Source organism: Pseudomonas sp. H3_D04 (assembly GCF_054669175.1).
On the sequence record NZ_CP162801.1, the window covers coordinates 2,642,213 to 2,664,975 of the forward strand.

The following is a 22,763-nucleotide window of genomic DNA, read 5'->3' on the forward strand; positions in this document are numbered from 1 at the left end:
ATCCAAGCCTTCCCGTAAATGAGGGTATGGGGCAAAGCCTGAACTGGAATGCCCGATGAGCCTATTCCTCCAAGGAGGTACCTCTACAGGGACATATGAAGAACGTGTAGGCCACACGATACCTGTGGGAGCGAGCCTGCTCGCGATAGCGGCTTGTCAGGCAACATTGATGTCGACTGACCCACTGCTATCGCGAGCAGGGCTCGCTCCCACATTGTTCTCCATCGCTGCGTGTTCTGCGGGTTCAAGGTGCCAGGCGGTTCCGTTGCCATACGCCATCGCGCAACCGGTAATCGAGGCGGTCATGCAAGCGGTCGGCACGGCCTTGCCAGAATTCCAGGCGATCCGGCTGCAAGCAGTAGCCGCCCCAATGCTCGGGCCGCGGCACGGTCTGGCCGGCAAACCGTTGGGTGGTTTGTGTCAACAGCGATTCAAGCTCAGCCCGATTGGCCAATGGTCGGCTTTGCGGTGAGGCCCAGGCGCCCAGGCGACTGTCCTGTGAGCGGGAATCGAAGTACGCATCCGACAGCGTCGGGGCGAGCCTGGACACCTGACCCTCGATCCGCACCTGACGCTCCAGCCCCGGCCAAAAAAAGGTCATCGCAGCATACGGATTAGCAGCCAACTGCTGCCCCTTGTCGCTCTGGTAATGACCAAAAAACGTGAAGCCTTCATCACTAAAGCCCTTGAGCAGCAGGACCCGACAGTGCGGGCGACCTTCACTGTCGACGGTCGCCAACACCATGCTGTTGGCTTCGACAGGCGCGCGCTCGGTGTCGCGGGCCAGTTGCATCCACTGTCGGAACATGGCCAGCGGGTCGTCCAGCGCCGCCTCGTCTTGCAGGCCAAAAAGGGTGTAGTTGCGGCGCATCTGTGCCAGAGAAAGGGGCATGACGGTGATCTCCGAAAAGGTTCTGCCCAGCGTGCGAGACTTCGCGCAACAGCACCTTGACCACCATCAACACTGAGCATGCCCCGCCTTATTTGAGGCGTAACCGCCGCGCCAGTTTGTGCAGGTTGCTGGGATCGATTTCCAGGATCCGCGCGGCGCTGGCCCAGTTATCCCCGGACAGGCTCAAGGCCTGGAGAATTTTCTTGCGCTGGTAATCGTCGACCGCTTCCCCCAGGGGCTGGAACGGCGCGTCAGCCGTTTCGTCCAGAGGACTTTCGACGACCACGCCCTGCCCGCCCATGGCACTGTCGAGGTCCAGAATCTCGGGTTCCAGCGTCATGATCAGGGTACGACTCGTGCCGCGGCTGAGCGTCTTCAACGCGGCTCGGCTGATCACATGTTCCAGCTCGCGCACGTTGCCCGGCCAGTTGTAAGTCAGCAGCGCGCGCTCGGCGGCCGGCGACAGACGCAAACCGCGCAAGCCAAGCCGCGCCCGATTCAGCTCAAGGAAGTGCCCGGCCAGCATCAACACATCGTTACCCCGCTCGCGCAACGGCGGAATCGGCACCGGATAGACCGAGAGCCGGTGATACAGATCCGCCCGAAACAAACCATCGCGGATGCTGTCCGGCAGGTGCCGGTTAGTCGCGGCGATGATGCGCACATCGACGTGCAACGGCTTGTCGGCGCCGAGACGCTGGATCTCGCCGTTCTGCAGGGTGCGCAGCAGTTTCGCCTGCACCGCCAATGGCAATTCACCGACTTCATCGAGAAACAGCGTGCCGCCGTTGGCCGCATCGAAACGCCCGGCACGGTCACTGGTGGCGCCGGAAAACGCGCCTTTGACATGGCCGAACAATTCACTTTCCGCCAGAGACTCCGGCAAAGCGGCGCAGTTGACCTGCACCAGCGGCTTATGACTGCGACGCGACAGACGATGCAAGCGCCGGGCGAACAGCTCTTTGCCGACGCCGGTCTCGCCCAGCAGCAACACCGGCAGCTCGGAATCGGCCAGTACATCCAGTTCATTGAGCAACTGGTGCAGCACTTCACTTTGCCCGAGGATTTCGCCTTCGTCCGCCGGTCTGCGTACGTCTTGAATATCGCTGCGGGACAAGCGCAGGCTGCGGTTTTCCTGTTCCAGTCGGGTGACTCGCACGGCGGCTTCGATCTGCAAGGTGCAGCGCTTGAGTTCTTCCCGCGCACGGCTGTCGAAGGTCCCGGCATGCAGCGCATCGAGGGTGATCGCCCCCCAGATCCGACCTTCCACATACAGACTCACGCCCATGCAGTCATGCACTGGCATCGGTTCGCCGGCGTGATTGTCGAGCAAGCCATCATAGGGATCCGGCAGCCGACTGTCGGGCTCGAACCAGGTGGGTTCGCGCGACGCCATGATCGCCGCCAGCCGCGGATGCTGAGCGATGACAAACCGGCGGCCCAACGCTTCATGCACCAGCCCCACCGTCGCGACCGGCCTGAGGCTGTCGTCATCCAGACGCAGCAATCCCACGGCGCCACTGTTGAAGTACTCGCGCAGGGTCTGGACCAAACGTTGCAACCGCACAGCATTCGGCAACTCGACGATCAGGTCGGCCGCAAGGCTTTCACGCAGCATGGTAGTTATTACCCTCTATGGTTGGATTCACCCTAAAGTGTCCGGGTGTCTATCACCACAACTAAAAATTAAGCCATATTTTTCAATACGTTAAATATGGCATGTCGGATGCAATGAGCCTGGGGAACCGTTGAAATCCAAACAAGGAACCCCTGATGAGCCTGACTCTATTGGAACAAAGCCTCGGCCAACTGGCGTGCGACATTCCCGGCGCCACGCGGATCTTCCACACCTTTAAACTGGACTTCTGTTGTGGCGGGCATAAAAGCCTGCTTGAAGCGGCCGCTGGCAAAGGCCTCGATCCGGCCCTGATTGCCGATGCGCTGCACCGGCTGCAAGACACCGGCGAAACCCAGCACGACTGGCGCAACGAACCCTCGGAGCTGTTGATCGCCCATCTTCTGGCGCGCTACCACGCCCGCCATCGCGAACAACTGCCGGAACTGATTCGTCTGGCCCGCCGCGTCGAGCAGGTCCATGGTGCCCGCAGCAGTTGCCCCAACGGCCTGGCCGATCTCTTGACCGACATGCAACAAGAACTTGAAGGCCACATGCTCAAGGAAGAACAAGTGCTCTTCCCGATGCTGCAACAAGGCATCGGCCCTCAGGCCGCACCGCCGATCCAGGTGCTGCGCTTTGAACATGATCAACATGGCGAAGCATTGGAAAGGCTGCTTGCGCTGACCAACAACATCACCCCGCCGGCCGATGCCTGTAATACCTGGCGTGCCCTGTATCGCGGGCTGCTGGAGTTCCGTGATGACTTGATGCAACACATCCATCTGGAAAACAACGTGTTGTTCGTCAACGCACTTAAACCTCGCCATTGATCGATTGCGGGTCATACAAAACCAGTGAACACAGCTTTCGCGAGCAGGCTCGCTCTCACAGGGGAACGGTATCCCAATGTGGGAGCGAGCCTGCTCGCGAATGGCGCCGTTACAGGGTTGCGGGTTCTCCAGCGCGATCAACCGTGCCAATAGAACATGGCCTTGGCCAGGATCACGATCAACACCATGTGCCCGAGGATGCTGCGGCGAATCCAAGTGGCGCGGGTCGTGGTCAGGCATGCACTTTTCAGCCAGTACGCCAGCAGAAAGTAATGGCCGATGATGCTCAGGGCCAGGATGATCTTCAGGCTCAGCAACGTACCAAAACTGCTCGCCAGCGGCTGACTCAATACACCCCGGTGTTGCCACGCCAGGCTGATACCGGCGGCATACAACAGCAACACCACGCCATGCAGCACCTTGCGCGAACGCACTGCAATCGCTTGATCGGCGCTCGTTTGCGCGCTAACGGCCACCTGCTGGCGGGCGTTGTGCCAGATCACCACCTCGAAAAACAGCGTGCCGATGAAGGCAATCGCCGCCAGCAAGTGGGTGACCAGTAAAAAGGGATACATCACCGGCAGCCTCCATCAGTTAGCGTGCTTAGCCCGGATGGCCGTCCACCCGGGACTGCAACAGCATCGGCCCATAGCGCCAGGCGTATAGCGCAAACGCCAGCACCCAACACAGACCGGCCAGCCACAACGCCGGCAAGGGGAAAAACAGGATCAACACGACCCGGCTCAGACAGGCCAGGTTGAGCAGAATGAACGCCAGGGTCATGCCCGACGGCGGCTCCAGCGCGCGGCCGGTATGCCCCAGGCTGACTCGTGCAATCATCGCCAGCACCAGGCCGCCCATGGCGCCAATGGTCAGGCAATGCACCGCCAGACTCGGATTGATCGGCACACCGAAATGCCACAGCGCCATCCCGAGACAGGCCACCGCCAGCCAGGCATAAGCCAGGTACAACGACCACAACAACGGCACATGCCAGAGGGCGCGATCATGCCAGCGCACCAGGCGCACCAGATGCCCAGCGGCCAACACCGCGAACAACAGGCCCACCCAGAAATCGGGGGCAAGCGCAGGTCCCGCGGCATAGAGCAACGCTACCAGCGGTGAGCCAATCAGCAGCAGCCAATCCAGCCACGGCCAAGGGGTTACGCCCTCGACCTTGCCGAGGCCGCGCTGGATGAAGAACGGAATGACGCGCCCACCGATCAAACCCATCATTGCCGCCACCAGCCACATACCCGTCAACACGCCTTGACGCTGCCAGCCTTCATGACCTTCGACCAGACCATACAGGGACAACCCATCGGCCGCTGCTAACAGCAGCAACACCACCGCAATGGGGTAGTTACGTTTCTGCCGCACCTTCCACAAGGTGAATCCCATGAGCGCAGCCACCGCCAGCGGGAACGCCAGTTCCAGCACCGCAAGCACCGGCAACGGTGCATTGACCAGCCAGGCCACGCGCGCCAATAACCACAGCAGCGCCAGCATGGCCAGTGGTTGCCCGCTGATGCCGGGGCGACCGGTCCAGGTCTGCACCGCCGTCAGCAGAAAGCCGGCGATGATCGCCAAGCCGAATCCGAACAGCAATTCGTGTCGATGCCAGTTCAGCCAGCCACCCGCCGGCTGCCAGCCGGAAAGCTCACCACTGAAGGCGAACAGCCAGAGCGGAATGACCAGCACCGCCAGCAGGCAGCCGGCGAGGAAAAACGGCCGAAAGGCCAAACGCAACAGCGGCGCGATAGCCATCGCTTTACGGCGGTCAAGCACTTGCATAAAGCTACTCCTTTACCTTGCTGCTGACCTGACGCCAACCCACACGCGTCGAGGCAAGTCCGGGGGCAATCATCGGGTATTGACGATTAATTGCCTTTGTCGCAGATCAAGTGTGCAAGGGCCGTGCCCTGATGTTCATTCGCCCGCTGTGGTGAGAGGACCCGCGCCCCTGCGGGACCGGGCCAGGGTAGAAATGACCATCAAAGGGTTATTTGAACCCTAAACCCCGTGGTCGTTTTTACCCTCCTATCTGGCAGCCCCAGTAAACAAAGGACTCCAGGCATGGCCCGCGTCTTGCTCAATGGTTCAGAAATTAAGGAAAACCTGATCCTTCTCGATCCCCAGGAGTCGTCATGAAAAAAGTCATCCAGCCATTGGCCTGGTTTGTGGTGCTGACCTCGGTGCTGGCGTTGGCCAGCGGTGTCTCGCTGGGCCTCGTTTGACTTGATCGCCATCCCCTCTTCAAACTTCAGGATGAATTCTTATGGTGCTTCATCGCGTCCATCACCAGATTCTGCGCAGTCATCACTTGTTCGAGCCGTTGAACGAAGAACAGCTGGATGAGTTGATGAGTACCAGCCATTTGCTGAGCATCGACAAAGGCGAACCGTTGTTCCGTCAGGGCGAGCCGGCAGACTCGTTCTATTTCGTGATTGCCGGCGCGGTGAAAATCTATCGCCTGACGCCGGACGGGCAGGAGAAAGTGTTTGAGGTCATTGGTGACCGGCAAACCTTCGCCGAAGCGATGATGCTGATGGACACCCCGAACTATGTGGCCTCGGCCGAAGCGATCTGCCCCACTCAGCTCTATCGGTTATCCAACAGCACCTATATGCGCCTGCTGCAAAGTAACAGCCGCCTGACCTTTGCGCTGCTCGGCAAGCTGTGCGTTCGCTTGCATCAACGGGTCAACGAAATCGAAACCCTGTCACTGAAAAACGCCACCCACCGGGTCGTGCGTTATCTGCTGACGCAACTGGTGCGCCAGCAAACCGTTGGCAGCCAATTCGAATTGCCAATGGCCAAGCAACTGATTGCCGGGCACCTGTCGATCCAGCCGGAAACCTTTTCGCGGATTATCCGTCGCCTGATCGATGAAAACATCATCACCCAGGACGGCCGCCAGATCGCCATTCTCGATCGTCTGCGCCTGGAGCAGTTTGAGTGAGTGCCATGCCCGTCTGCTTGTATTGCCAACGCGCCAACCCCGCACAAGAAACCGAGTGCCGCCAGTGCGGCATGCCCTTGCCAGTATTGGCCGCACACGCGGCGCAATGTCGGCTGCGCCGATTCACGTGGTTCTGCATTGGCCTGACGATCTTCTGCGTGACGATGTTTTTCTGGCTGCCACGCGGCATCAGTTGATGCTGCGTCCCCCCCTCAAGGTTGGGTCAACTGGCGGTACAGCTGCGGCAATCGCAGAGGTAATTGCTCGGGCTGACGGATCAAGGTGTAGCCATTGGCGCCGAACATGTAAGGCAGGTAATCCCCGGCCTCGCGATCAATCGTGATGCAAAACGGCGTCAACCCCTTGCGCCGCGCCTCCAGCACCGCTTCGCGGGTGTCTTCAACACCGTAACGTCCCTCATACAAGTCCAGATCATTCGGTTTGCCATCCGTGAGCAGCAGCAACAATTTGCTGCGGCGCTTGCTCTTGCCCAGCAGTTGGGTGGCCTGGCGGATGGCGGCGCCCATGCGCGTGTAATAACCCGGTTTGAGCCCTTGAATACGACCGCGGGTGTTGTCGTCATAACGCTGGGTGAAAGACTTGAGTTCCTGCATCCGCACTTGATGACGGCGCAACGAGGAAAACCCGTACAGGGCGAAATCGTCACCGAGCACCGACAGGGTCTCACCGAACAGCAGCAAGCTGTCGCGGATGACATCAATCACCCGATGCTCATCGTTCAGGTGCGCGTCGGTGGACATCGACACATCGGCCAGCAACAGGCACGCCAGGTCACGGCGTGTCTGCCGTTGTTCCATGAACAAACCGCGTTCCGCACACTGGCCATGCTCGCGTTCAACGTGAAAATCCAGCCAGGCCTGCATATCCAGTTCAGACCCTTGGGGTTGCTGGCGTAACCATTGGCGGTCATTGCGCAGGTGCTCGAACTGGCGCCGCAGACGGTGCGCCGAAGCTTTCAGCCGTGGCGGCAGTGGCTGCGCCTCGCAGTCCCGGGGCACCATCATTTGCAGATTGACGAAGGCGTCTTGCATCTGCTGTTTGCGATAGTCCCACTCCGGCAACTTGATGCCCTCGCCCAGGGGAATATCGTCGACATCGGCCGGCGGTAAATCCAGGTGCAGCTTGAGGCCGCCGCCCTTGCGCAGACGGGTGCGCGACAGGCTCAACTCGTCGAGGTCCTCGGCGACTTTGGCCGCGTCCGGGTCCTCGCTGTCGTCCGACCAGCGATCCAGGTCCACGTGTTCGGTCCAGCTGAACAGGTTCTCCAGACGCACGATCAACAACCCGCCGTCACGGGTGCTTTCATCTATCCGCTTGGCGCGTTTGCTTGCGCCCTTTTGCTCACCGGGCGGGGTCGTCAACGATTCTTCGGACTCCTCCCCCAGGTCGGCAGCCTGAGGGCTCGCAAGGTTTTGCGGCGGGTACAACCACAGGGGCAACGGCCACGCGGCCCGTTCGCTGCGGGGAAAATGTTCGACACTGCCGGGCTCGCGCAGCGCCTGGCATAACGCCCGTTCCAGGGCCGCTTCGCCGCTACTCAATGTGGCCGGATCCGGGCGCAATTGCAGGTGAGCATCGACCAGACGTTTGTACCGGGCACGCAACGCGGGATAACGCCCTAACAGCAGTTGCGTCCAGCGTTGATTGTCCCGTCCCCAGTGCCGCATCTGGCCGGCCTGTGCCGCCAGCAAGGCGAGCCAACGATAGAGTTCTTCGTTCAGTGCGACTTCGGGAAACACCGCGAGGCTCGACGGTAGACGAAGGTTGCTCGCATCGCACCACGCCAGGGGCACTTGCTTGCAGGTGCCGGCGATCTGCTGCAACACGTTGCGCCGCAACAGCAGATCGCGGTCGCTGGCGGCTTCGACACCGATACCACTGGCACCGCCCATGGCGCGAAACAGCAGCGCCAGCGGACGTTGCTGGCTGGCCAGTTCAACGCGTGCTTCGGGGAAGTCCGGGCTGGCGCGCCGGGTGATGAAGCGATGCCAGACGCTGCCGACCCACTCTTCCAGTTCGACGGTAAAGGCCATGATCATTGCCCTTTTTGTAAAGCAAAAAAACGGCCCGCTGTATCAGCCGGGCCGACCTTTTCTAACCTTGACACCGGCTCATGAAGGCACCACGGCCGCCGGGGCGCGCAAGGCTGCGCGGCCACGTTGCTTGAAGCTGAACAGGTAACAGAGCAGTCCCGCAAGGAAACCAAGACCGGCACCAAAACGGGCCCAGAACAGCACCTGCAGTTGTTCGACCGTGGCCATGAAGGGCAACGCAACACCATCGACCTGCCAGCGTTGCAGGTAGACCTGAACGACACCGGCTGCGGTGAGGAACAGCGTGATCATCACCATCGACAGGGTCATCAACCAAAAGCCCCAGATTTCGAAGGTCTGCGAGCGCTCATCGCCTGCTTCACCCAACCCGCGCAGTCGTGGCATGGCGTAGCTGATCAAGGTCATCACGATCATCGCGTAAGCACCGTAGAAAGCCAGGTGGCCGTGCGCCGCCGTCAGTTGCGAACCGTGGGTGTAGAAGTTGACCGGTGCCAGGGTATGTAAAAAGCCCCAGACGCCAGCACCGAAGAACGCTGTGACGACGGTTCCCTTGGCCCACAGGGTGGCGGCGCGGTTCGGGTGTTGTCGGCGGCGGTTCTTCACCATGCTGAAGGCGAAAATCACCATGGCCAGGAACGGCAGCGGTTCGAGTGCCGAGAAGATTGAACCGACCCACAACCAGACCTCAGGCGCACCAATCCAGAAGAAGTGGTGACCGGTGCCGATGATCCCGGTAATCAGCGCCATGGCGATGATCACATACAGCCATTTCTCCACGACTTCCCGGTCTACCCCGGTGATCTTGATCAGGACAAACGCGAGCATCGAACCCATGATCAGTTCCCACACGCCTTCCACCCAAAGATGCACCACCCACCACCAGTAGAACTTGTCGCGGGCCAGGTTGCCGGGGTTATAGAAGGAGAACAGGAAGAACACCGCGAGCCCGATCAACCCGGTCATCATCACCATGCTGACGGTGGTCTTGCGACCTTTTAGCAGGGTCATGCCGATGTTGTAGAGGAAGCCCAGGCACACCACCACAATGCCCATCTTGGTGATGGTCGGTTGCTCCAGGAACTCCCGGCCCATGGTCGGCAGCAATTCGTTGTGGGTCAGCCTGGCCAGGCCGGCATACGGCACCAGCAGATAGCCCAGGATCGTCAGCACACCCGCGGCGGCGAAGACCCAGAACAGGATGATCGCCAGCTTCGGACTGTGCAGTTCGCGGTCGGCCTCTTCCGGAATCAGGTAATAGGCAGCGCCCATGAACCCGAACAGCAGCCAGACGATCAGCAGGTTGGTGTGCACCATCCGCGCCACGTTGAAGGGAATGATCGGGAACAGAAAGTCCCCTATCACGTATTGCAGGCCCATGATCAACCCGAACAGCACCTGCCCGAGAAACAGCATCAGGGCGAACACGAAGTACGGTTTGGCCACGGCTTGCGAGGCAAATTTCAGATGCGGATTAGCAATGCTCATCGCTTAGCCCTCCTTGTTTGGCGGCCAGCCATTGGTGTTGATGTTCGAGCTCCATTTGAGGAACTCGGCGATGTCATCCACCTCCTGGTCACTCAACTTGAACTGCGGCATCGCGCGCCGGCCGGGTACACCCAGTGGCTGCATTTTCATCCAGGCATGCAGAAAGGGTTTGAAGCCCGCTTCCCCACCGCGCCGCTGGAACACGTTGCCCAGCTCAGGCGCAAAGTAGGCGCCCTCGCCCAGCAGCGTGTGGCAGCCGATGCAATTGTTTTGCTCCCAGACCAACTTTCCGCGCACCACGGATTCGGTGAGCTGCGCCTCATTGCTGCGGGCCGGAAAGGTCTGTTCCGTGTGATAGGTCAAGGCCAGGAATATCAGGAAGAAGAAGATGCTTCCTCCGAAATAGATATTCCTGGCCATGCCTTTGGTGAAGGTCTCTGACATGGTCGCTTCCTCTTTGCTTGGCCCGTCCATGATAGGAAGCGAAGGGTTGAAACCTGCTTGATGGCGATCAAGAAAGACAGATGGTTTTGGTCGGGTATTACTGACAACGCAGATCGAATGTGGGAGCGAGCCTGCTCGCGAAGGCAGAGTGTCAGTCAACTTGGATGTTGAATGTGACGGCTCCTTCGCGAGCAGGCTCGCTTGTATGGTAGGACTTGAAGGGAGGAGGAGGGACAAGGCTCGATTCTGACTGTTGACGCAGTACAGACTGTGGGAGATTTCGCCTCTCCTCCTTTCACCCAAGCGCCGATAAAGAATGCATCTGGCTAGACCGACGATAGGAACAAGCCTGCGCCTCTGGGTGAGCCCTTCAAGTGCTCAAACCTTATCTCGGAGGAAATCCTATGGCAATGCGGGTCTCTCTATCAAAACCGATCGTGGGCGTGGATGTCGCCAAGAATGAACTGGTGATTTATCAGGCTGATAACGATTTGCTTAAAGAGATTCCCAACACTAAAACATCCATCAAGCAGTGGCTGAATACGTTGCCGGGGACGGTGGCTATTGCCATTGAGGCGACCAACATCTATCACCTGGACTTTGCTGATCTGGCCTATGAGGCCGGATGTGCGATTTACATGGTGGGAGGCTATGAACTCAAACATTATCGCGAAGGCGTGAAAATCCGCGCCAAAACCGACGCGCTGGACGCCAAGTTGCTGGCCCGTTACCTGAAGAACGAAGCCGAGGAGTTGCACCCTTGGACCCCTCCATCACCGCTGTACCGCCAGCTCCTGAGCCTCTTCCGCCGCCGGGCTGCCTTGGTCCAGGCTAGGGTTGGCCTGGTGCAGAGTTGGTCGAATGAGCCGCTGCTGAAAGCGGCTTTTGCAGAACAAGTGAAGTCCATGCAGCAGCTTGAAACGCTGATCGAAAAGACGATCAACGATCAGCTCAAAGAAGCCGGTTTACTCGGTCAACTGAAACGTTGCCTGAAAGTTGAAGGCATTGGATTTTTGACTGGGGCTCGCTTGATAACTGCATTTCAGCGCGGGGATTTTAGAAACGCGGATGCGTTTATCGCCTTCCTGGGCATGGATTTACGGGTGTCTAAATCAGGACAGAAGGACGGTCGCCGCAGTTTGACCAAGCGCGGTGACCCCGAGGCCCGCCGGCTTCTGCACAATGCAGCGATGTCGGCTAGCCGTACGAAAGCCTGGAAAGGGTTTTACGAAGCCCAAAGAGCCCGGGGCTTCAGCACCACTGAGGCGCTGGTGATGCTGGCTCGCAAGCTTGCGCGGGTGGCATTCGCCTTGCTGAAAGGGCAAAGCGAATATCAGTCAAAGGTGAGTTGAGGGTTTCCCCTCAACCATAGAATCTCCCACGTTGAAAGTTGTGCTGTTTTACGGGCTGTATTCCTTCAGCGGACCACCTCCAGCGTCAGGCCTACAACCGTCGCCAACACCAGCGCCCAGCTCAACATCAACCGGCGCCACAGTCGCGGTGCGTGGCGCATCTCCATGAAGCCGTCAGTGATCAGCCACGCCTTGCCCACCGCCACCAGCAAGATGGCCATCGACAGCAGCGATGTCGCGCCAACGTGGGCCAACACCACCGTGCACACACTTAACGTGGCAAGCGCCGCCCAACAGACGAGCAATACCCTGGAAACAGACATGAGAACCTCGTCAACTCAGCACGTAGACCAGCGGAAACAGCATGACCCAGATCAGATCGACCATGTGCCAATAGAGCACGCCGGATTCAAACCCGCTGCGCTTGCTGGCGTCGTACAAGCCACGGCGACAGCGCTCCGCGAGCCACCCGAGAATGACCATGCCGAGCAGTACGTGGAGAAAATGAAAACCGGTGAGGATCCAGTAGAGGGTGAAAAAGGTGTTGTGCTCCATGCCCAGCCCCGAGGCGAGCAAGTGCCTGTATTCCGTGAGTTTCAGCACCACGTAGACACTGGCGGCGAGTAACGCCATCAGCAGGAAGACCGCACCGTGACGCGGCCGCGAGTGCCTGACTTGCTCTTGCGCCAACGCGGCGAACAGCCCCGCAGTGAGCAGGCTCAGGGTCATCGCCAACCCGGTTGAGGTGTTCAGCAACAGGCGGCTTTCACTGAACATCTGCGGCTTGATCGCTTGGGTCACGGCGAACACCACAATCAGGATGGCGAACACCGACAGCTCGGCCAGAATGAAAAACCACATCGCCAGATCGCCCGGCAAGTGACGGCGCAAGACGCCCGCGGACTCAGCCGAAGTGGACATCAACCACGTCCATCAGCGCGGCAACGGTCAACGGATCGTCGCTCAGCGGCTCGGCCAGGCAGGCCATGCAGGCCTCACGCGGGCTCATGCCGGAGCGGATCATGCGCGCGGTAAAAATCAGCAGCCGCGTTGAGGCGACCTCTTCCAGATCATGTTGATCGAGCCGGCGCAGCGCCTGGCCCAACCGCACCACTTGCGTCGCCAGCGCGGTGTCCACCTGGGCTTCCCGGGCCACGATACGTTCTTCGTCGGCCACTGGTGGATAGCCGAAACGCATCGCCACGAAACGTTGGCGGGTGCTGGGTTTCATGCCTTTGAGCAGGTTCTGGTAACCGGGGTTGTAGGAGACCACCAGCATGAAGGACGGCGGCGCCTTCAGCACTTCGCCGGTGCGTTCCAGGAACAGTTCACGACGATCATCGGCCAATGGATGCAATACGACCACTGTGTCCTGACGCGCCTCGACCACTTCGTCGAGGTAACAGATGCCGCCTTCACGCACCGCGCGGGTCAGCGGTCCGTCCTGCCACCAGGTGCCCTGGGCACCGATCAGGTGGCGGCCGATCAGGTCGGCCGCGCTCAGATCGTCATGGCAAGCCACGGTGTACAGCGGCAGTTTCAGCCGATGAGCCATGTGCTGGACAAAGCGGGTCTTGCCGCATCCCGTCGGGCCTTTGATCAGCACCGGCATGCCGTGTCGCCAGGCTTGCTCGAACAGCGCCTCCTCATTGTTGAGCGGTTGATAGAAGGGTTCGCAAGACGGGTTACGGTCCATGGGCTGCCTGTTCCAAAAGCGGATTCAAGGAACACGCTACGGGCCCCTGCGACAACCTGGCAAGTGAGATGGCCGGCAAACTTGATCGTCGTCAAGCGAACATTGGCCTGCTCGGGCATAGCCTTGCACGGCACTAAGAACCTGCGTTCTGTGCTGCCGTTTCAGCACATCGCAAAGGTCTTGCCTGAGGAGAAATGGAATGCTGATCAGCAATAGAAAAACGTTTGCCCTGGCCCGCGCTGCATTGTGTTCGTCACTGGCCCTGGTGGTGGGTCATGCCGCCAGCGCTGAAGAGCCCGCCGCAGTGGTGGCCAACCTGCCCATGGTTAAAACTGCTGGCGCTCCCGACATGAGCCAGGCCGAGTTCGACTCATCCAAGGAAATCTACTTCCAGCGCTGCGCAGGCTGCCACGGCGTTTTGCGCAAAGGGGCCACGGGCAAACCGCTGACGCCGGACATTACCCAAAGCCGCGGGCAACCGTATCTGGAAGCCTTGATTACCTACGGGTCACCGGCGGGCATGCCGAACTGGGGGACGTCCAATGCACTGAACAAGGATCAGATCACGGTCATGGCCAAGTTCATTCAGCACACGCCGCCGACGCCACCGGAATGGGGCATGGCCGAGACGCTGAAAACCTGGAAAGTGTTGGTCAAACCCGAAGATCGTCCGAAGAAGCAGCTGAGCAAACTCTACCTGCCGAACCTGTTTTCGGTGACGTTGCGCGATGACGGCAAGATCGCCCTGGTCGACGGTGACAGCAAGAAGATCGTCAAACTCATCGAGACCGGTTACGCGGTGCACATCTCGCGAATCTCAGCCTCAGGCCGCTACCTGCTGGTGATCGGTCGAGACGCCCGGATCGACATGATTGACCTGTGGCCGGTGGAGCCGACCAAGGTCGCCGAAGTCAAAGTGGGCATCGAGGCGCGCTCGGTCGAGACCTCCAAGTTCAAGGGCTACGAAGACAAATACACCATCGCCGGTTCTTATTGGCCGCCGCAGTTCACCATCATGGATGGCGAAACCCTGGAGCCGAAGCAGATCGTTTCGACCCGCGGCATGACCGTCGACAAACAGGAATATCACCCCGAGCCTCGGGTCGCGGCGATCATCGCCTCCCACGAATGGCCGGAGTTCATCGTCAACGTCAAGGAAACCGGCAAGGTCATGCTGGTCAATTACCAGGACATCAAAAACCTCACTGTCACCTACATCGATGCTGCGCCCTTCCTGCATGACGGTGGTTGGGACAGCACGCACCGCTACTTCATGACCGCCGCCAACAACTCCAACAAGGTCGCCGTGATCGACTCCAAGGAGCGCAAGTTGACCGCGCTGGTGGACGTCGGCAAAACCCCTCACCCGGGTCGCGGCGCCAACTTCAACCACCCGACCTATGGCCCGGTCTGGGCCACCAGCCATCTGGGTGATGACGGTATCTCGCTGATCGGCACCGACCCGACCAAACACCCGCAATACGCCTGGAAGCAGGTCGCCTCGCTCAAGGGTCAGGGCGGTGGATCGCTGTTCATCAAAACCCATCCCAACTCCCGTCATCTGTACGTCGATACCACCCTCAACCCGGATACAAAACTCAGCCAGTCAGTGGCGGTGTTCAACCTCGACAAACTCGACGCCGGCTACACCGTGCTGCCCATCGCTGAATACGCGGGCATCAAGCAAGGCGCCATGCGCGTCGTGCAACCGGAATACAACAAGGCCGGCGATGAAGTCTGGTTCTCCGTGTGGAGTGGCCAGGCAGACGAGTCGGCGCTGGTGGTGATCGACGACAAAACACTGAAGCTCAAGTCAGTCATCAAGGACAAGCGACTGATCACACCCACCGGAAAGTTCAACGTCTACAACACCCAACACGACATCTATTGAGCTCCATCAATGCAAGGAAACACCATGAAAAATACTCTGTTTTCACTGTTCGCCCTGACCGCTGCGCTGAGTGTGCAACCGGCCATGGCCCAAGACGCGCTGGAGCTGTTCAAGAGCAAACCCTGCGCAGCCTGTCATTCCATCGACACCAAGATTGTCGGCCCTGCGCTCAAGGATGTAGCGGCCAAGAACGCTGGCGTACCCGGAGCCGTGGACACCCTCGCGAGCCACATCAAGAACGGTACACAAGGCAACTGGGGGCCGATGCCCATGCCGGCCAACCCGGTGACTGAAGAAGAAGCGAAAACGCTCGCGACTTGGGTACTGACACTCAAATAACCGCCAGGAGGGCGTCTTGATGGTGTATCGACACGCTGTGATTCTGGCGGCCCTCCTCCTCATTTGCGCAACCGCGGTTGCGGCGCCGGACGCCCAGCGTCAGGCGCAACTCGAACACCTGCTGACCCAGGACTGCGGTGCCTGCCATGGGCTGCACCTGACTGGCGGGCTAGGCCCCGAACTGACGCGCGCAGCGCTGGCCGGCAAATCCAGGGACAGCCTGATTGCCACCGTCACCCAAGGCCGGCCCGGCACCGCGATGCCCGGTTGGGCCCCGTTGCTCAGCCCCGGCGACATCCGTTGGCTGGTCGATCTACTTCTCCAGGGATATCCCGCACCATGATCCGTTCAATCCTGCTGTCAGCGGCGACCGGGCTGTTGTTGTCCGCTTGCGTTCAGCCACCAGTGCGTGGCACCGGCGACTTGGGCCTGGTCGTGGAGCGCGCCACCGCCAGCGTACAAATCATCGAAAGCGACACCCACACCGCGCTGGCCCGACTCGAGGGTTTTGGCGACCTGTCCCATGCCTCGGTGGTGTTCTCCCGTGACCAGCGCTACGCCTATGTGTTCGGGCGCGACGGCGGGTTGAGCAAAATCGACTTGCTGACCTGGCGTATCGACCATCGCGTCATCCAGGGCGGCAACAGCATTGGTGGCGCCATCAGTCAGGACGGCAAGCTGATCGCCGTGTCCAACTACGTGCCCGGCGGGGTCAAGGTCTTTGATGCCGACACCCTGCAACTGGTGGCCGATATTCCGGCCACGCCCCTGGCCGATGGCAGCAAGCGCTCCCGGGTGGTCGGCCTGGTCGACGCGCCGGGGCAACGTTTTGTCTTCAGCCTGTTCGATACCGGCGAGATCTGGACCACCGATTTCAGTCAGGGCAGCACACCACAAATCAGCCGTTTCACCGGCATTGGTGAGCAACCCTACGATGCCTTGATCACCCCGGACGGACGCTTTTACATGGCCGGCCTGTTCGGTGAAGACGGCATGGCGCAACTCGACCTCTGGCATCCAGAACGCGGCGTGCAGCGAGTACTCGGCGATTACGGACGCGGTCAGGCGAAACTCCCGGTCTACAAGATGCCGCACCTGGAAGGCTGGGCCGTCGCCGATAACCAGGCCTTCGTGCCCGCCGTCGGCCGGCATCAAGTGTTGGTGATGGATTCACGCACCTGGCAGCAGACCGCCGTGATTCCGGTAGCCGGCCAACCGGTGTTTGTCACGTCGCGCCCGGACGGTCGGCAGCTGTGGGTCAATTTCGCCTACCCGGACAACGATCGGGTTCAGGTCATCGACACCGAAACCCACGCCGTGGTCGCCGATCTGCGCCCCGGGCCAGCGGTGCTGCACATGGAATTCACCGCACGCGGCGACCAATTGTGGCTGTCATTACGCGACGGTGATCAGGTCCAGGTCTGGGATCCGTACCGCCTGAAGCTGCTGAGCACCCTGCCCGCCAGAGCACCGAGCGGCATCTTCTTCAGCAGTCGCGCGCAAAAAATGGGGTATTGAAATGGACCTTGAACGACTCAGCCGCCAACTCATCGACCGCTTTCAGCACGGCATGCCGCTGTGTCCGTCACCGTACAAGGAGATGGCCAGGATTCTCGGTTGCCGCGAATCCCAGGTGATGGCCTGCCTGGAAGAAATGGATCAGGCCGGCACCCTCTCACGCATCGGCCCGGTGTTCGAACACAGCCGCGCCGGGGCCAGCACCCTCGCCGCCCTCGCCGTGCCCGCTGACCGCCTGCAACAGGTGGCCGATCGCGTCAGTCAGTACCCGGAGGTCAATCACAACTACGCACGGGAGCATTTCTACAACCTGTGGTTTGTGCTGACCGGCCCTGATCGCCAACACATCGACCGCGTGCTCAAGGAACTGGAGGACGACACCGGCCTCATGCCGCTGGACCTGCCGATGTTGACCGCCTACCGCATCGACCTGGGCTTTGCCCTGGGAGAAAACTCATGACACCAGGATTGAACCCCAAACAAGCATTGGCGCTGCGCCGGCACCTCGAAGGCGGGTTGCCGCTGGTGTCGCGCCCGTATCAGGCTCTCGCCGAACGGCTCAACGCTAACGAAAACCAGGTACTCGAACAGATGCGCCAATGGAGCGAGCAAGGGCTGTTTCGCCGTATCGGCCTGGTGCTGCACCATCGCGCGCTGGGCTTTACCGCCAACGCCATGCTGGTGCTGGATGTTCCCGATGCACTGATCGACGAAGTCGGCCAGCGCCTGGGGCGAGCGCCCGGCATCAACCTCTGCTATCAACGGCCCCGGCGCCTGCCGCAGTGGCGGTACAACCTGTTTTGCATGGTGCACGGGCGTCAACGTGAGCAGGTTGAGGCGCAGATCCAGGCGTTGTTGGAGGAGCATCTACTGAGCGACCTGCCCCATCAATTACTGTTCAGTACCCAGGTCTTCAAACAGTGCGGCGGCCGTTTTGCGCCCTCGCGCACCGGAGTACCGACCCATGGATGACCTCGACCGCCGACTGATCAACCGTTTGCAATTGGGCTTGCCGCTAGTGCGCCACCCCTGGCGGGTATTGGCGGCCGAACTGCAGAGCAGCAGCACTGAACTGCTCGACCGATTGCACACCCTGCTCGCTGATGGCGTGCTCACACGCTTCGGCCCGATGTTCGACATTGAACGGCTGGGCGGCGCCTTCACCCTCGCCGCGTTGGCGGTGCCGGAAGAACGTTTCGATGACGTCGCCGAACAGCTCAATGGCCTGCCGGAAGTGGCGCACAACTACCGACGCGAACACGCCTGGAACATGTGGTTCGTGCTTGGCTGCGCGACCGAAGAAGGCATCGCCGAGACGCTGCAGCGCATCGAAACCCTGACCGGCCTGCCCCTGCTCAACCTGCCTAAAGAGGAGACTTACCATGTCGGTCTGTATTTCCCGATCTGAAGACACCCTCGCCCAGCGTCTGATTGCGTTGACCCAGGCCGGTCTGCCGTTGCTGGATGACCCGTGGGCGTGGCTCGCCGAACAACTGGAATTAAGCATCGAATCCACCCTGGACCTACTTAAGCGCTTGCAGGCCGAGGGCGCGATTCGGCGCATTGCCGCCGTACCCAATCACTACCGACTGGGCTATCGCCACAACGGCATGACGGTCTGGGATGTGCGCGACACCGACATAACGCGCCTCGGCGCGCTGATCGGCGCGCAGCCTTTCGTCAGCCACTGCTATCGCCGCCCGCGCCGAACCGGATGGCGCTACAACCTGTTCGCCATGGTGCATGGCCGCAGCCGCGATGAGATCAACAGCTACCGCGAGCACCTGCGCTATTTGTTGGGCGAGGCCTGTTCTGCCGACGAGATGCTGGTGAGCAGCCGCATCCTGAAGAAAACCGGCTTGCGCCTGCCGCCCGCTTCGCGCTGAACACGTTCCCGACTCAAGGAGAGTTGCATGTTGAGGATCAGCCAATACTTGCGTGCGCTGGCAGGCCAGGCGCCTGCACCGAGAACCAGTCCACCGGGCAGTAACCGGGCGCCGGTGGTGATCTGGAACCTGCTCAGGCGCTGCAACTTGACCTGCAAACATTGCTACGCCACCTCGGCCGACAGTGTCTTTCGCGACGAACTGGATACGGCCGCCGCGCTGACCGTGATCGACGATTTGCACGATGCCGGGGTGAAGGTATTGATTCTTTCCGGTGGCGAACCGCTGTTGCGCGAGGATCTGTTTGTGCTCAGCGCCTACGCCCGGGCCAAAGGTTTCTTTGTGGCCTTGTCCACCAACGGCACGCTGATCGATGAGCAGAACATTGCGCAGATCAGCGCAGCGAATTTCGATTACGTCGGCATCAGCATCGATGGACTGGAAGCCACCCATGACGCTTTCCGCCAACTCAAGGGCAGCTTCGCCCGCTCCATGCAGGCGATCCGGCTCTGTCGCGAACAAGGCATTCGCGTCGGGCTGCGCACTACCCTGACCCAGGAAAACCATCCGCAGTTACCCCAATTACTGGCGCTGATGCGCGAGTTCGACGTGCAGAAGTTTTATCTGTCGCACCTCAACTACAGCGGTCGCGGTAAACGCAGTCGCAAACTCGACGCGCACCAGCAGATGAGCCGCGAGGCCATGACGTTGATCTTTGAGCGAGCCTGGGAAGACATCCAACAGGGGCGCGACAGCGATTTTGTCAGCGGTAACAACGATGCCGATGCCATTCTGCTGCTGCAATGGGCAGCCCTGCGTATTCCCGAGCATTACCCACGCCTGGAAAACATGCTCCGCGCCTGGGGTGGCAACGCCTCCGGCAGCGGCATTGCCAATATCGACAACACCGGCGAAGTGCACCCGGACACCTACTGGTGGCAACACTCGGTGGGCAATGTCCGCCGCACGCCGTTCCGCACGTTGTGGCTGGATCAGCCGGATGCCCTGCTGTTGCGCCTGCGTGAGCATCCCCGCGCTGTCGGTGGTCGTTGCGCGCAATGCCGCTGGTTGCCCATCTGCAACGGCAACACCCGCACGCGTGCCTGGGCCGAGGGAGATCTGTGGGGCCAGGACCCCGGCTGCCACCTCAGCGATGACGAAATCGGTGTTACGCCGTCAACGAACATCCCTTGCATCACCCACTGAATAGCCCGTCCGGCCAACCACCTGACAAAGGCTGGGGCCGGCCAACCTGATGAAGCACCAAGGACGTCCCATGCCTCCATCAATTGCTATACCGGCCACACTTGAGTCGCCGTTCCGGCCGGGCGAAGTTGCCCTGGTCGGCGCCGGCCCCGGCGATCCACGCCTGCTGACCCTGCGCGCCTGGAGCCTGTTGATGCAGGCCGACGCCGTGGTGTACGACCGGCTGATCAGCCCCGAACTGCTGAACTTGATTCCCCTGACCTGCGCCCGTCATTACGTCGGCAAGGCCAGTGGCTGCCACAGCCTGCCCCAGGAACAGATCAACGAACTGCTGGCCGACCTCGCCGATCAAGCGCAACGCGTGGTCCGGCTCAAGGGCGGCGACCCGTTCATTTTCGGTCGCGGTGCCGAGGAGCTGGAGTACCTGCTGCAACGCGGCATTGATTGCCAGGTGGTGCCGGGAATCACCGCCGCTTCCGGCTGCAGCGCCTATGCAGGCATACCGTTGACCCACCGCGACCTGGTCAATTCCTGCCGGTTCATCACCGGCCATTTGCAACGCGATGGCGAGTTGTCGCTGCCCTGGAGCAGCCTCGCCGACAGTAGCCAGACGCTGGTGTTTTACATGGGCTTGTCGAACCTGGGGATCATCGCTCAACGCTTGATCGAAGCCGGGCTGTCGGCCGACACACCGGCGGCGCTGATCAGCAACGGCACGCGACCCGACCAGCACGTCGCCCGCGGCAAGCTGCACCAATTGCCGACCCTGGCGCTGGATTGTCCACCGGGTATTCCGACACTGACGGTAATCGGCTCAGTGGTCGATATGTTTGACGCAGAACAGCTGGAATACCCGGCGCGACTCTACCCGACCCAAGCCCTGCTACGTCGCGCCAAGGTGGCGATATGAGGCGCATCGTCCTTGCCCACCTGTTAGGGGTCAGTGCGGCCCAGGCCGGCGCAGCAGTGCCGGCACTTGAACACGCAGCGCAACTCTATCAGCAGCATTGCAAAAGCTGTCACGGTATCAACCGTCTCGGCGGCGCAGGGCCGGCGTTGTTGCCTGAGAGCCTCAGCCGGATCAAACCTGATGAAATCCGCAGCGTGATTCAAAACGGTCGCCCCGCGAGCCAGATGACCGGCTATGCCAACGTGTTCAGCCCCGCGCAGGTCGACGCGCTGGTGGATTACCTTCAGCAACCGCCTGCCACCCCGCCCACCTGGAGCAATGACGACATTCTCGGCAGTTACTCGCTGCTCGCGGACCTTAGCAAACTGCCCTCCACGCCCCAGCACGGCGCCGACCCGATGAACCTGTTTGTGGTGGTAGAAGCTGGCGACCATCACATCGACATCCTCGACGGTGACCGATTTGAGGTGCTCACGCGGTTCGCTTCGCACTTCGCCGTGCACGGCGGGCCGAAGTTCTCGCCCGATGGGCGCTTCGTCTACTTCGCTTCCCGTGACGGCTGGATCAGCCTGTATGACTTGCACAACCTGAAGCTGATCGCCGAGGTCCGCGCCGGCCTTAACACCCGCAACCTGGCGGTGAGCAAGGATGGACGCTGGGTGCTGGTAGGCAACTATTTGCCCGGCAACCTGGTGGTGTTCGATGCCCGCGATCTGTCGCTGGTCAAAACCATCCCGACCATCGGTCAGAACGGTACCGCGTCACGGGTCAGCGCGGTTTACTCCGCCCCGCCGCGCGACAGTTTCATCGTCGCACTCAAGGACGTGAAGGAAGTCTGGGAGCTGTCCTGGGCGGGCACACCGGATTTCGAACCCCGGCGGATTCCTGCCGGGGATTTTCTCGATGATTTTTCCTTTTCGCCGGACTACAAACAGCTGCTGGCCACGTCGCGCAAGGCCCAGGGCGGCCAGGTCATCGACCTCGACAGCGGCAAGGTGGTCACCGACATACCGCTGCCGGGCATGCCGCATTTGGGCTCGGGGACCTATTGGAAACGCAACGGTGAATGGGTGTTCGCCACGCCGAATATCAGCAAGGGGCTGATCTCGGTCATCGACTTCAAGACCTGGAAACTGATCAAGGAAATTCCGACCCTGGGGCCCGGGTTTTTCATGCGCAGTCATGTCAACTCGCGGTATGCCTGGACTGATGTGTTCTTCGGGCCCGACAACGATGCGATCCACCTGATCGACAAACAGACGCTGGAGATTGCCCACACCTTGCGCCCGATGCCCGGTAAAACCGCCGCTCATGTTGAGTTCACCCGGGATGGCCGTTTCCTGCTGTTGAGCATCTGGGCCACCGACGGTGCGCTGATTGTCTACGACAGCAACACCCTCCAGGAGATCAAACGCATTCCGATGAACAAGCCTTCGGGCAAGTACAACGTGGGGAACAAGATTGAGTTTGCCGAGGGGACTTCGCATTAGGCCTTGGGGGTATATCCGTTTCTTTGGTAACGGCGGCTATTGGTTTCGCTTTTACAGCGAGTCACTTTGGAAAAGCGCCAAAGTAACCAAAGCGCTTCTACCCCTTTCGTTCGGAGGCTCGCCATACCCTCGCTCCGGTCCTGCTCCGTGGGCCTCTCGAGGGGGCGAC

At 60.5% G+C, this 22,763-nt stretch carries 25 protein-coding genes; 15 read left to right on the forward strand and 10 right to left on the reverse strand.

The window, feature by feature from the left end; translation table 11 throughout:
- Positions 1 to 244: 244 nt before the first annotated feature.
- Complete coding sequence (gene pdxH, locus AB4N91_RS12285; protein ID WP_010460203.1) at positions 245 to 892, reverse strand: pyridoxamine 5'-phosphate oxidase; 648 nt, start codon at positions 890 to 892, stop codon at positions 245 to 247.
- A gap of 88 nt (positions 893 to 980) precedes the next feature.
- On the reverse strand, positions 981 to 2,510 hold the full coding sequence (gene norR / locus AB4N91_RS12290; protein WP_010460201.1) for a nitric oxide reductase transcriptional regulator NorR: 1,530 nt from the start codon (positions 2,508 to 2,510) through the stop codon (positions 981 to 983).
- 155 nt (positions 2,511 to 2,665) lie between these two features.
- On the opposite strand from norR, the gene ytfE reads away from it, so the two are divergent.
- On the forward strand, positions 2,666 to 3,340 hold the full coding sequence (ytfE, locus tag AB4N91_RS12295; protein ID WP_017338886.1) for an iron-sulfur cluster repair protein YtfE: 675 nt from the start codon (positions 2,666 to 2,668) through the stop codon (positions 3,338 to 3,340).
- Positions 3,341 to 3,477: 137 nt separating this feature from the next.
- On the opposite strand, the gene AB4N91_RS12300 is transcribed toward ytfE, so the two are convergent.
- Together AB4N91_RS12300 and AB4N91_RS12305 are read right to left on the reverse strand one after the other, a co-directional pair.
- Positions 3,478 to 3,915, reverse strand: coding sequence for a CopD family copper resistance protein (locus tag AB4N91_RS12300; RefSeq protein ID WP_010460197.1), 438 nt, complete (start codon positions 3,913 to 3,915; stop codon positions 3,478 to 3,480).
- 28 nt (positions 3,916 to 3,943) lie between these two features.
- Complete coding sequence (locus tag AB4N91_RS12305; RefSeq protein WP_010460195.1) at positions 3,944 to 5,134, reverse strand: NnrS family protein; 1,191 nt, start codon at positions 5,132 to 5,134, stop codon at positions 3,944 to 3,946.
- Between the two features lie 484 nt (positions 5,135 to 5,618).
- On the opposite strand from AB4N91_RS12305, the gene AB4N91_RS12310 reads away from it, so the two are divergent.
- Positions 5,619 to 6,302 carry a Crp/Fnr family transcriptional regulator gene (locus AB4N91_RS12310; protein ID WP_010460193.1) on the forward strand — a complete coding sequence of 228 codons (684 nt, stop codon included), beginning with the start codon at positions 5,619 to 5,621 and terminating at the stop codon, positions 6,300 to 6,302.
- A complete protein-coding gene (locus AB4N91_RS12315) occupies positions 6,299 to 6,499 on the forward strand; it encodes a protein DnrP (protein WP_077748430.1) in 201 nt (66 codons plus the stop codon). Before AB4N91_RS12310 ends, AB4N91_RS12315 begins: the two co-directional genes overlap by 4 nt.
- 15 nt (positions 6,500 to 6,514) lie before the next feature.
- Here AB4N91_RS12315 and AB4N91_RS12320 read toward each other — a convergent pair whose 3' ends face one another.
- From AB4N91_RS12320 to AB4N91_RS12330, 3 genes are all read right to left on the reverse strand, one after another.
- The gene (locus AB4N91_RS12320; RefSeq protein WP_077748498.1) at positions 6,515 to 8,356 is read right to left on the reverse strand and encodes a nitric oxide reductase activation protein NorD; all 1,842 of its coding nucleotides are present in this window, start codon (positions 8,354 to 8,356) and stop codon (positions 6,515 to 6,517) included.
- Positions 8,357 to 8,434: 78 nt separating this feature from the next.
- Positions 8,435 to 9,862, reverse strand: a complete 1,428-nt coding sequence (locus tag AB4N91_RS12325; protein WP_077748429.1) for a cbb3-type cytochrome c oxidase subunit I — start codon at positions 9,860 to 9,862, stop codon at positions 8,435 to 8,437.
- Positions 9,863 to 9,865: 3 nt separating this feature from the next.
- The gene (locus tag AB4N91_RS12330) at positions 9,866 to 10,306 is read right to left on the reverse strand and encodes a c-type cytochrome (protein WP_010460184.1); all 441 of its coding nucleotides are present in this window, start codon (positions 10,304 to 10,306) and stop codon (positions 9,866 to 9,868) included.
- A gap of 404 nt (positions 10,307 to 10,710) precedes the next feature.
- On the opposite strand from AB4N91_RS12330, the gene AB4N91_RS12335 reads away from it, so the two are divergent.
- Complete coding sequence (locus AB4N91_RS12335) at positions 10,711 to 11,658, forward strand: IS110 family RNA-guided transposase (RefSeq protein WP_460112662.1); 948 nt, start codon at positions 10,711 to 10,713, stop codon at positions 11,656 to 11,658.
- 65 nt (positions 11,659 to 11,723) lie between these two features.
- On the opposite strand, the gene AB4N91_RS12340 is transcribed toward AB4N91_RS12335, so the two are convergent.
- The 3 genes from AB4N91_RS12340 to AB4N91_RS12350 are packed head-to-tail and all read right to left on the reverse strand — an operon-like array spanning position 11,724 to position 13,354.
- Positions 11,724 to 11,981: a cytochrome C oxidase subunit IV family protein gene (locus AB4N91_RS12340; RefSeq protein ID WP_077748428.1), complete on the reverse strand. Its 258-nt coding sequence runs from the start codon at positions 11,979 to 11,981 to the stop codon at positions 11,724 to 11,726.
- A 10-nt stretch (positions 11,982 to 11,991) separates the two neighbouring features.
- Entirely contained in the window at positions 11,992 to 12,579 is a 588-nt protein-coding gene (locus AB4N91_RS12345) for a cytochrome c oxidase subunit 3 (RefSeq protein WP_458368476.1), read from the reverse strand.
- Positions 12,563 to 13,354, reverse strand: a complete 792-nt coding sequence (locus AB4N91_RS12350; protein ID WP_083376777.1) for a CbbQ/NirQ/NorQ/GpvN family protein — start codon at positions 13,352 to 13,354, stop codon at positions 12,563 to 12,565. The genes AB4N91_RS12345 and AB4N91_RS12350 overlap by 17 nt, the downstream gene beginning before the upstream one ends.
- Before the next feature lie 199 nt (positions 13,355 to 13,553).
- On the opposite strand from AB4N91_RS12350, the gene nirS reads away from it, so the two are divergent.
- The 11 genes from nirS to AB4N91_RS12405 all read left to right on the forward strand — a co-directional run bounded on the left by nirS (position 13,554) and on the right by AB4N91_RS12405 (position 22,594).
- Positions 13,554 to 15,245, forward strand: coding sequence for a nitrite reductase (gene nirS, locus AB4N91_RS12355; RefSeq protein ID WP_460112493.1), 1,692 nt, complete (start codon positions 13,554 to 13,556; stop codon positions 15,243 to 15,245).
- Between the two features lie 24 nt (positions 15,246 to 15,269).
- The gene (locus tag AB4N91_RS12360; protein ID WP_042932083.1) at positions 15,270 to 15,584 is read left to right on the forward strand and encodes a c-type cytochrome; all 315 of its coding nucleotides are present in this window, start codon (positions 15,270 to 15,272) and stop codon (positions 15,582 to 15,584) included.
- A gap of 19 nt (positions 15,585 to 15,603) precedes the next feature.
- Positions 15,604 to 15,927, forward strand: coding sequence for a c-type cytochrome (locus AB4N91_RS12365; RefSeq protein ID WP_017338897.1), 324 nt, complete (start codon positions 15,604 to 15,606; stop codon positions 15,925 to 15,927).
- Entirely contained in the window at positions 15,924 to 17,102 is a 1,179-nt protein-coding gene (locus AB4N91_RS12370; protein ID WP_458725311.1) for a cytochrome D1 domain-containing protein, read from the forward strand. The genes AB4N91_RS12365 and AB4N91_RS12370 overlap by 4 nt, the downstream gene beginning before the upstream one ends.
- A gap of 1 nt (position 17,103) precedes the next feature.
- The gene (locus tag AB4N91_RS12375; RefSeq protein WP_010460166.1) at positions 17,104 to 17,562 is read left to right on the forward strand and encodes an Lrp/AsnC family transcriptional regulator; all 459 of its coding nucleotides are present in this window, start codon (positions 17,104 to 17,106) and stop codon (positions 17,560 to 17,562) included.
- A complete protein-coding gene (gene ahbB, locus AB4N91_RS12380; protein WP_460112495.1) occupies positions 17,559 to 18,074 on the forward strand; it encodes a siroheme decarboxylase subunit beta in 516 nt (171 codons plus the stop codon). The genes AB4N91_RS12375 and ahbB (AB4N91_RS12380) overlap by 4 nt, the downstream gene beginning before the upstream one ends.
- On the forward strand, positions 18,067 to 18,510 hold the full coding sequence (locus tag AB4N91_RS12385) for an Lrp/AsnC family transcriptional regulator (RefSeq protein WP_460112496.1): 444 nt from the start codon (positions 18,067 to 18,069) through the stop codon (positions 18,508 to 18,510). Before ahbB (AB4N91_RS12380) ends, AB4N91_RS12385 begins: the two co-directional genes overlap by 8 nt.
- The gene (ahbB, locus tag AB4N91_RS12390) at positions 18,485 to 18,988 is read left to right on the forward strand and encodes a siroheme decarboxylase subunit beta (RefSeq protein ID WP_460112497.1); all 504 of its coding nucleotides are present in this window, start codon (positions 18,485 to 18,487) and stop codon (positions 18,986 to 18,988) included. Before AB4N91_RS12385 ends, ahbB (AB4N91_RS12390) begins: the two co-directional genes overlap by 26 nt.
- Positions 18,989 to 19,015: 27 nt before the next feature.
- Positions 19,016 to 20,194, forward strand: coding sequence for a heme d1 biosynthesis radical SAM protein NirJ (gene nirJ / locus AB4N91_RS12395; protein WP_154911726.1), 1,179 nt, complete (start codon positions 19,016 to 19,018; stop codon positions 20,192 to 20,194).
- Between the two features lie 70 nt (positions 20,195 to 20,264).
- Positions 20,265 to 21,104: a uroporphyrinogen-III C-methyltransferase gene (gene cobA / locus AB4N91_RS12400; protein ID WP_102593705.1), complete on the forward strand. Its 840-nt coding sequence runs from the start codon at positions 20,265 to 20,267 to the stop codon at positions 21,102 to 21,104.
- Positions 21,101 to 22,594 carry a cytochrome D1 domain-containing protein gene (locus AB4N91_RS12405; RefSeq protein ID WP_460112498.1) on the forward strand — a complete coding sequence of 498 codons (1,494 nt, stop codon included), beginning with the start codon at positions 21,101 to 21,103 and terminating at the stop codon, positions 22,592 to 22,594. Before cobA ends, AB4N91_RS12405 begins: the two co-directional genes overlap by 4 nt.
- Positions 22,595 to 22,763 lie beyond the last annotated feature (169 nt).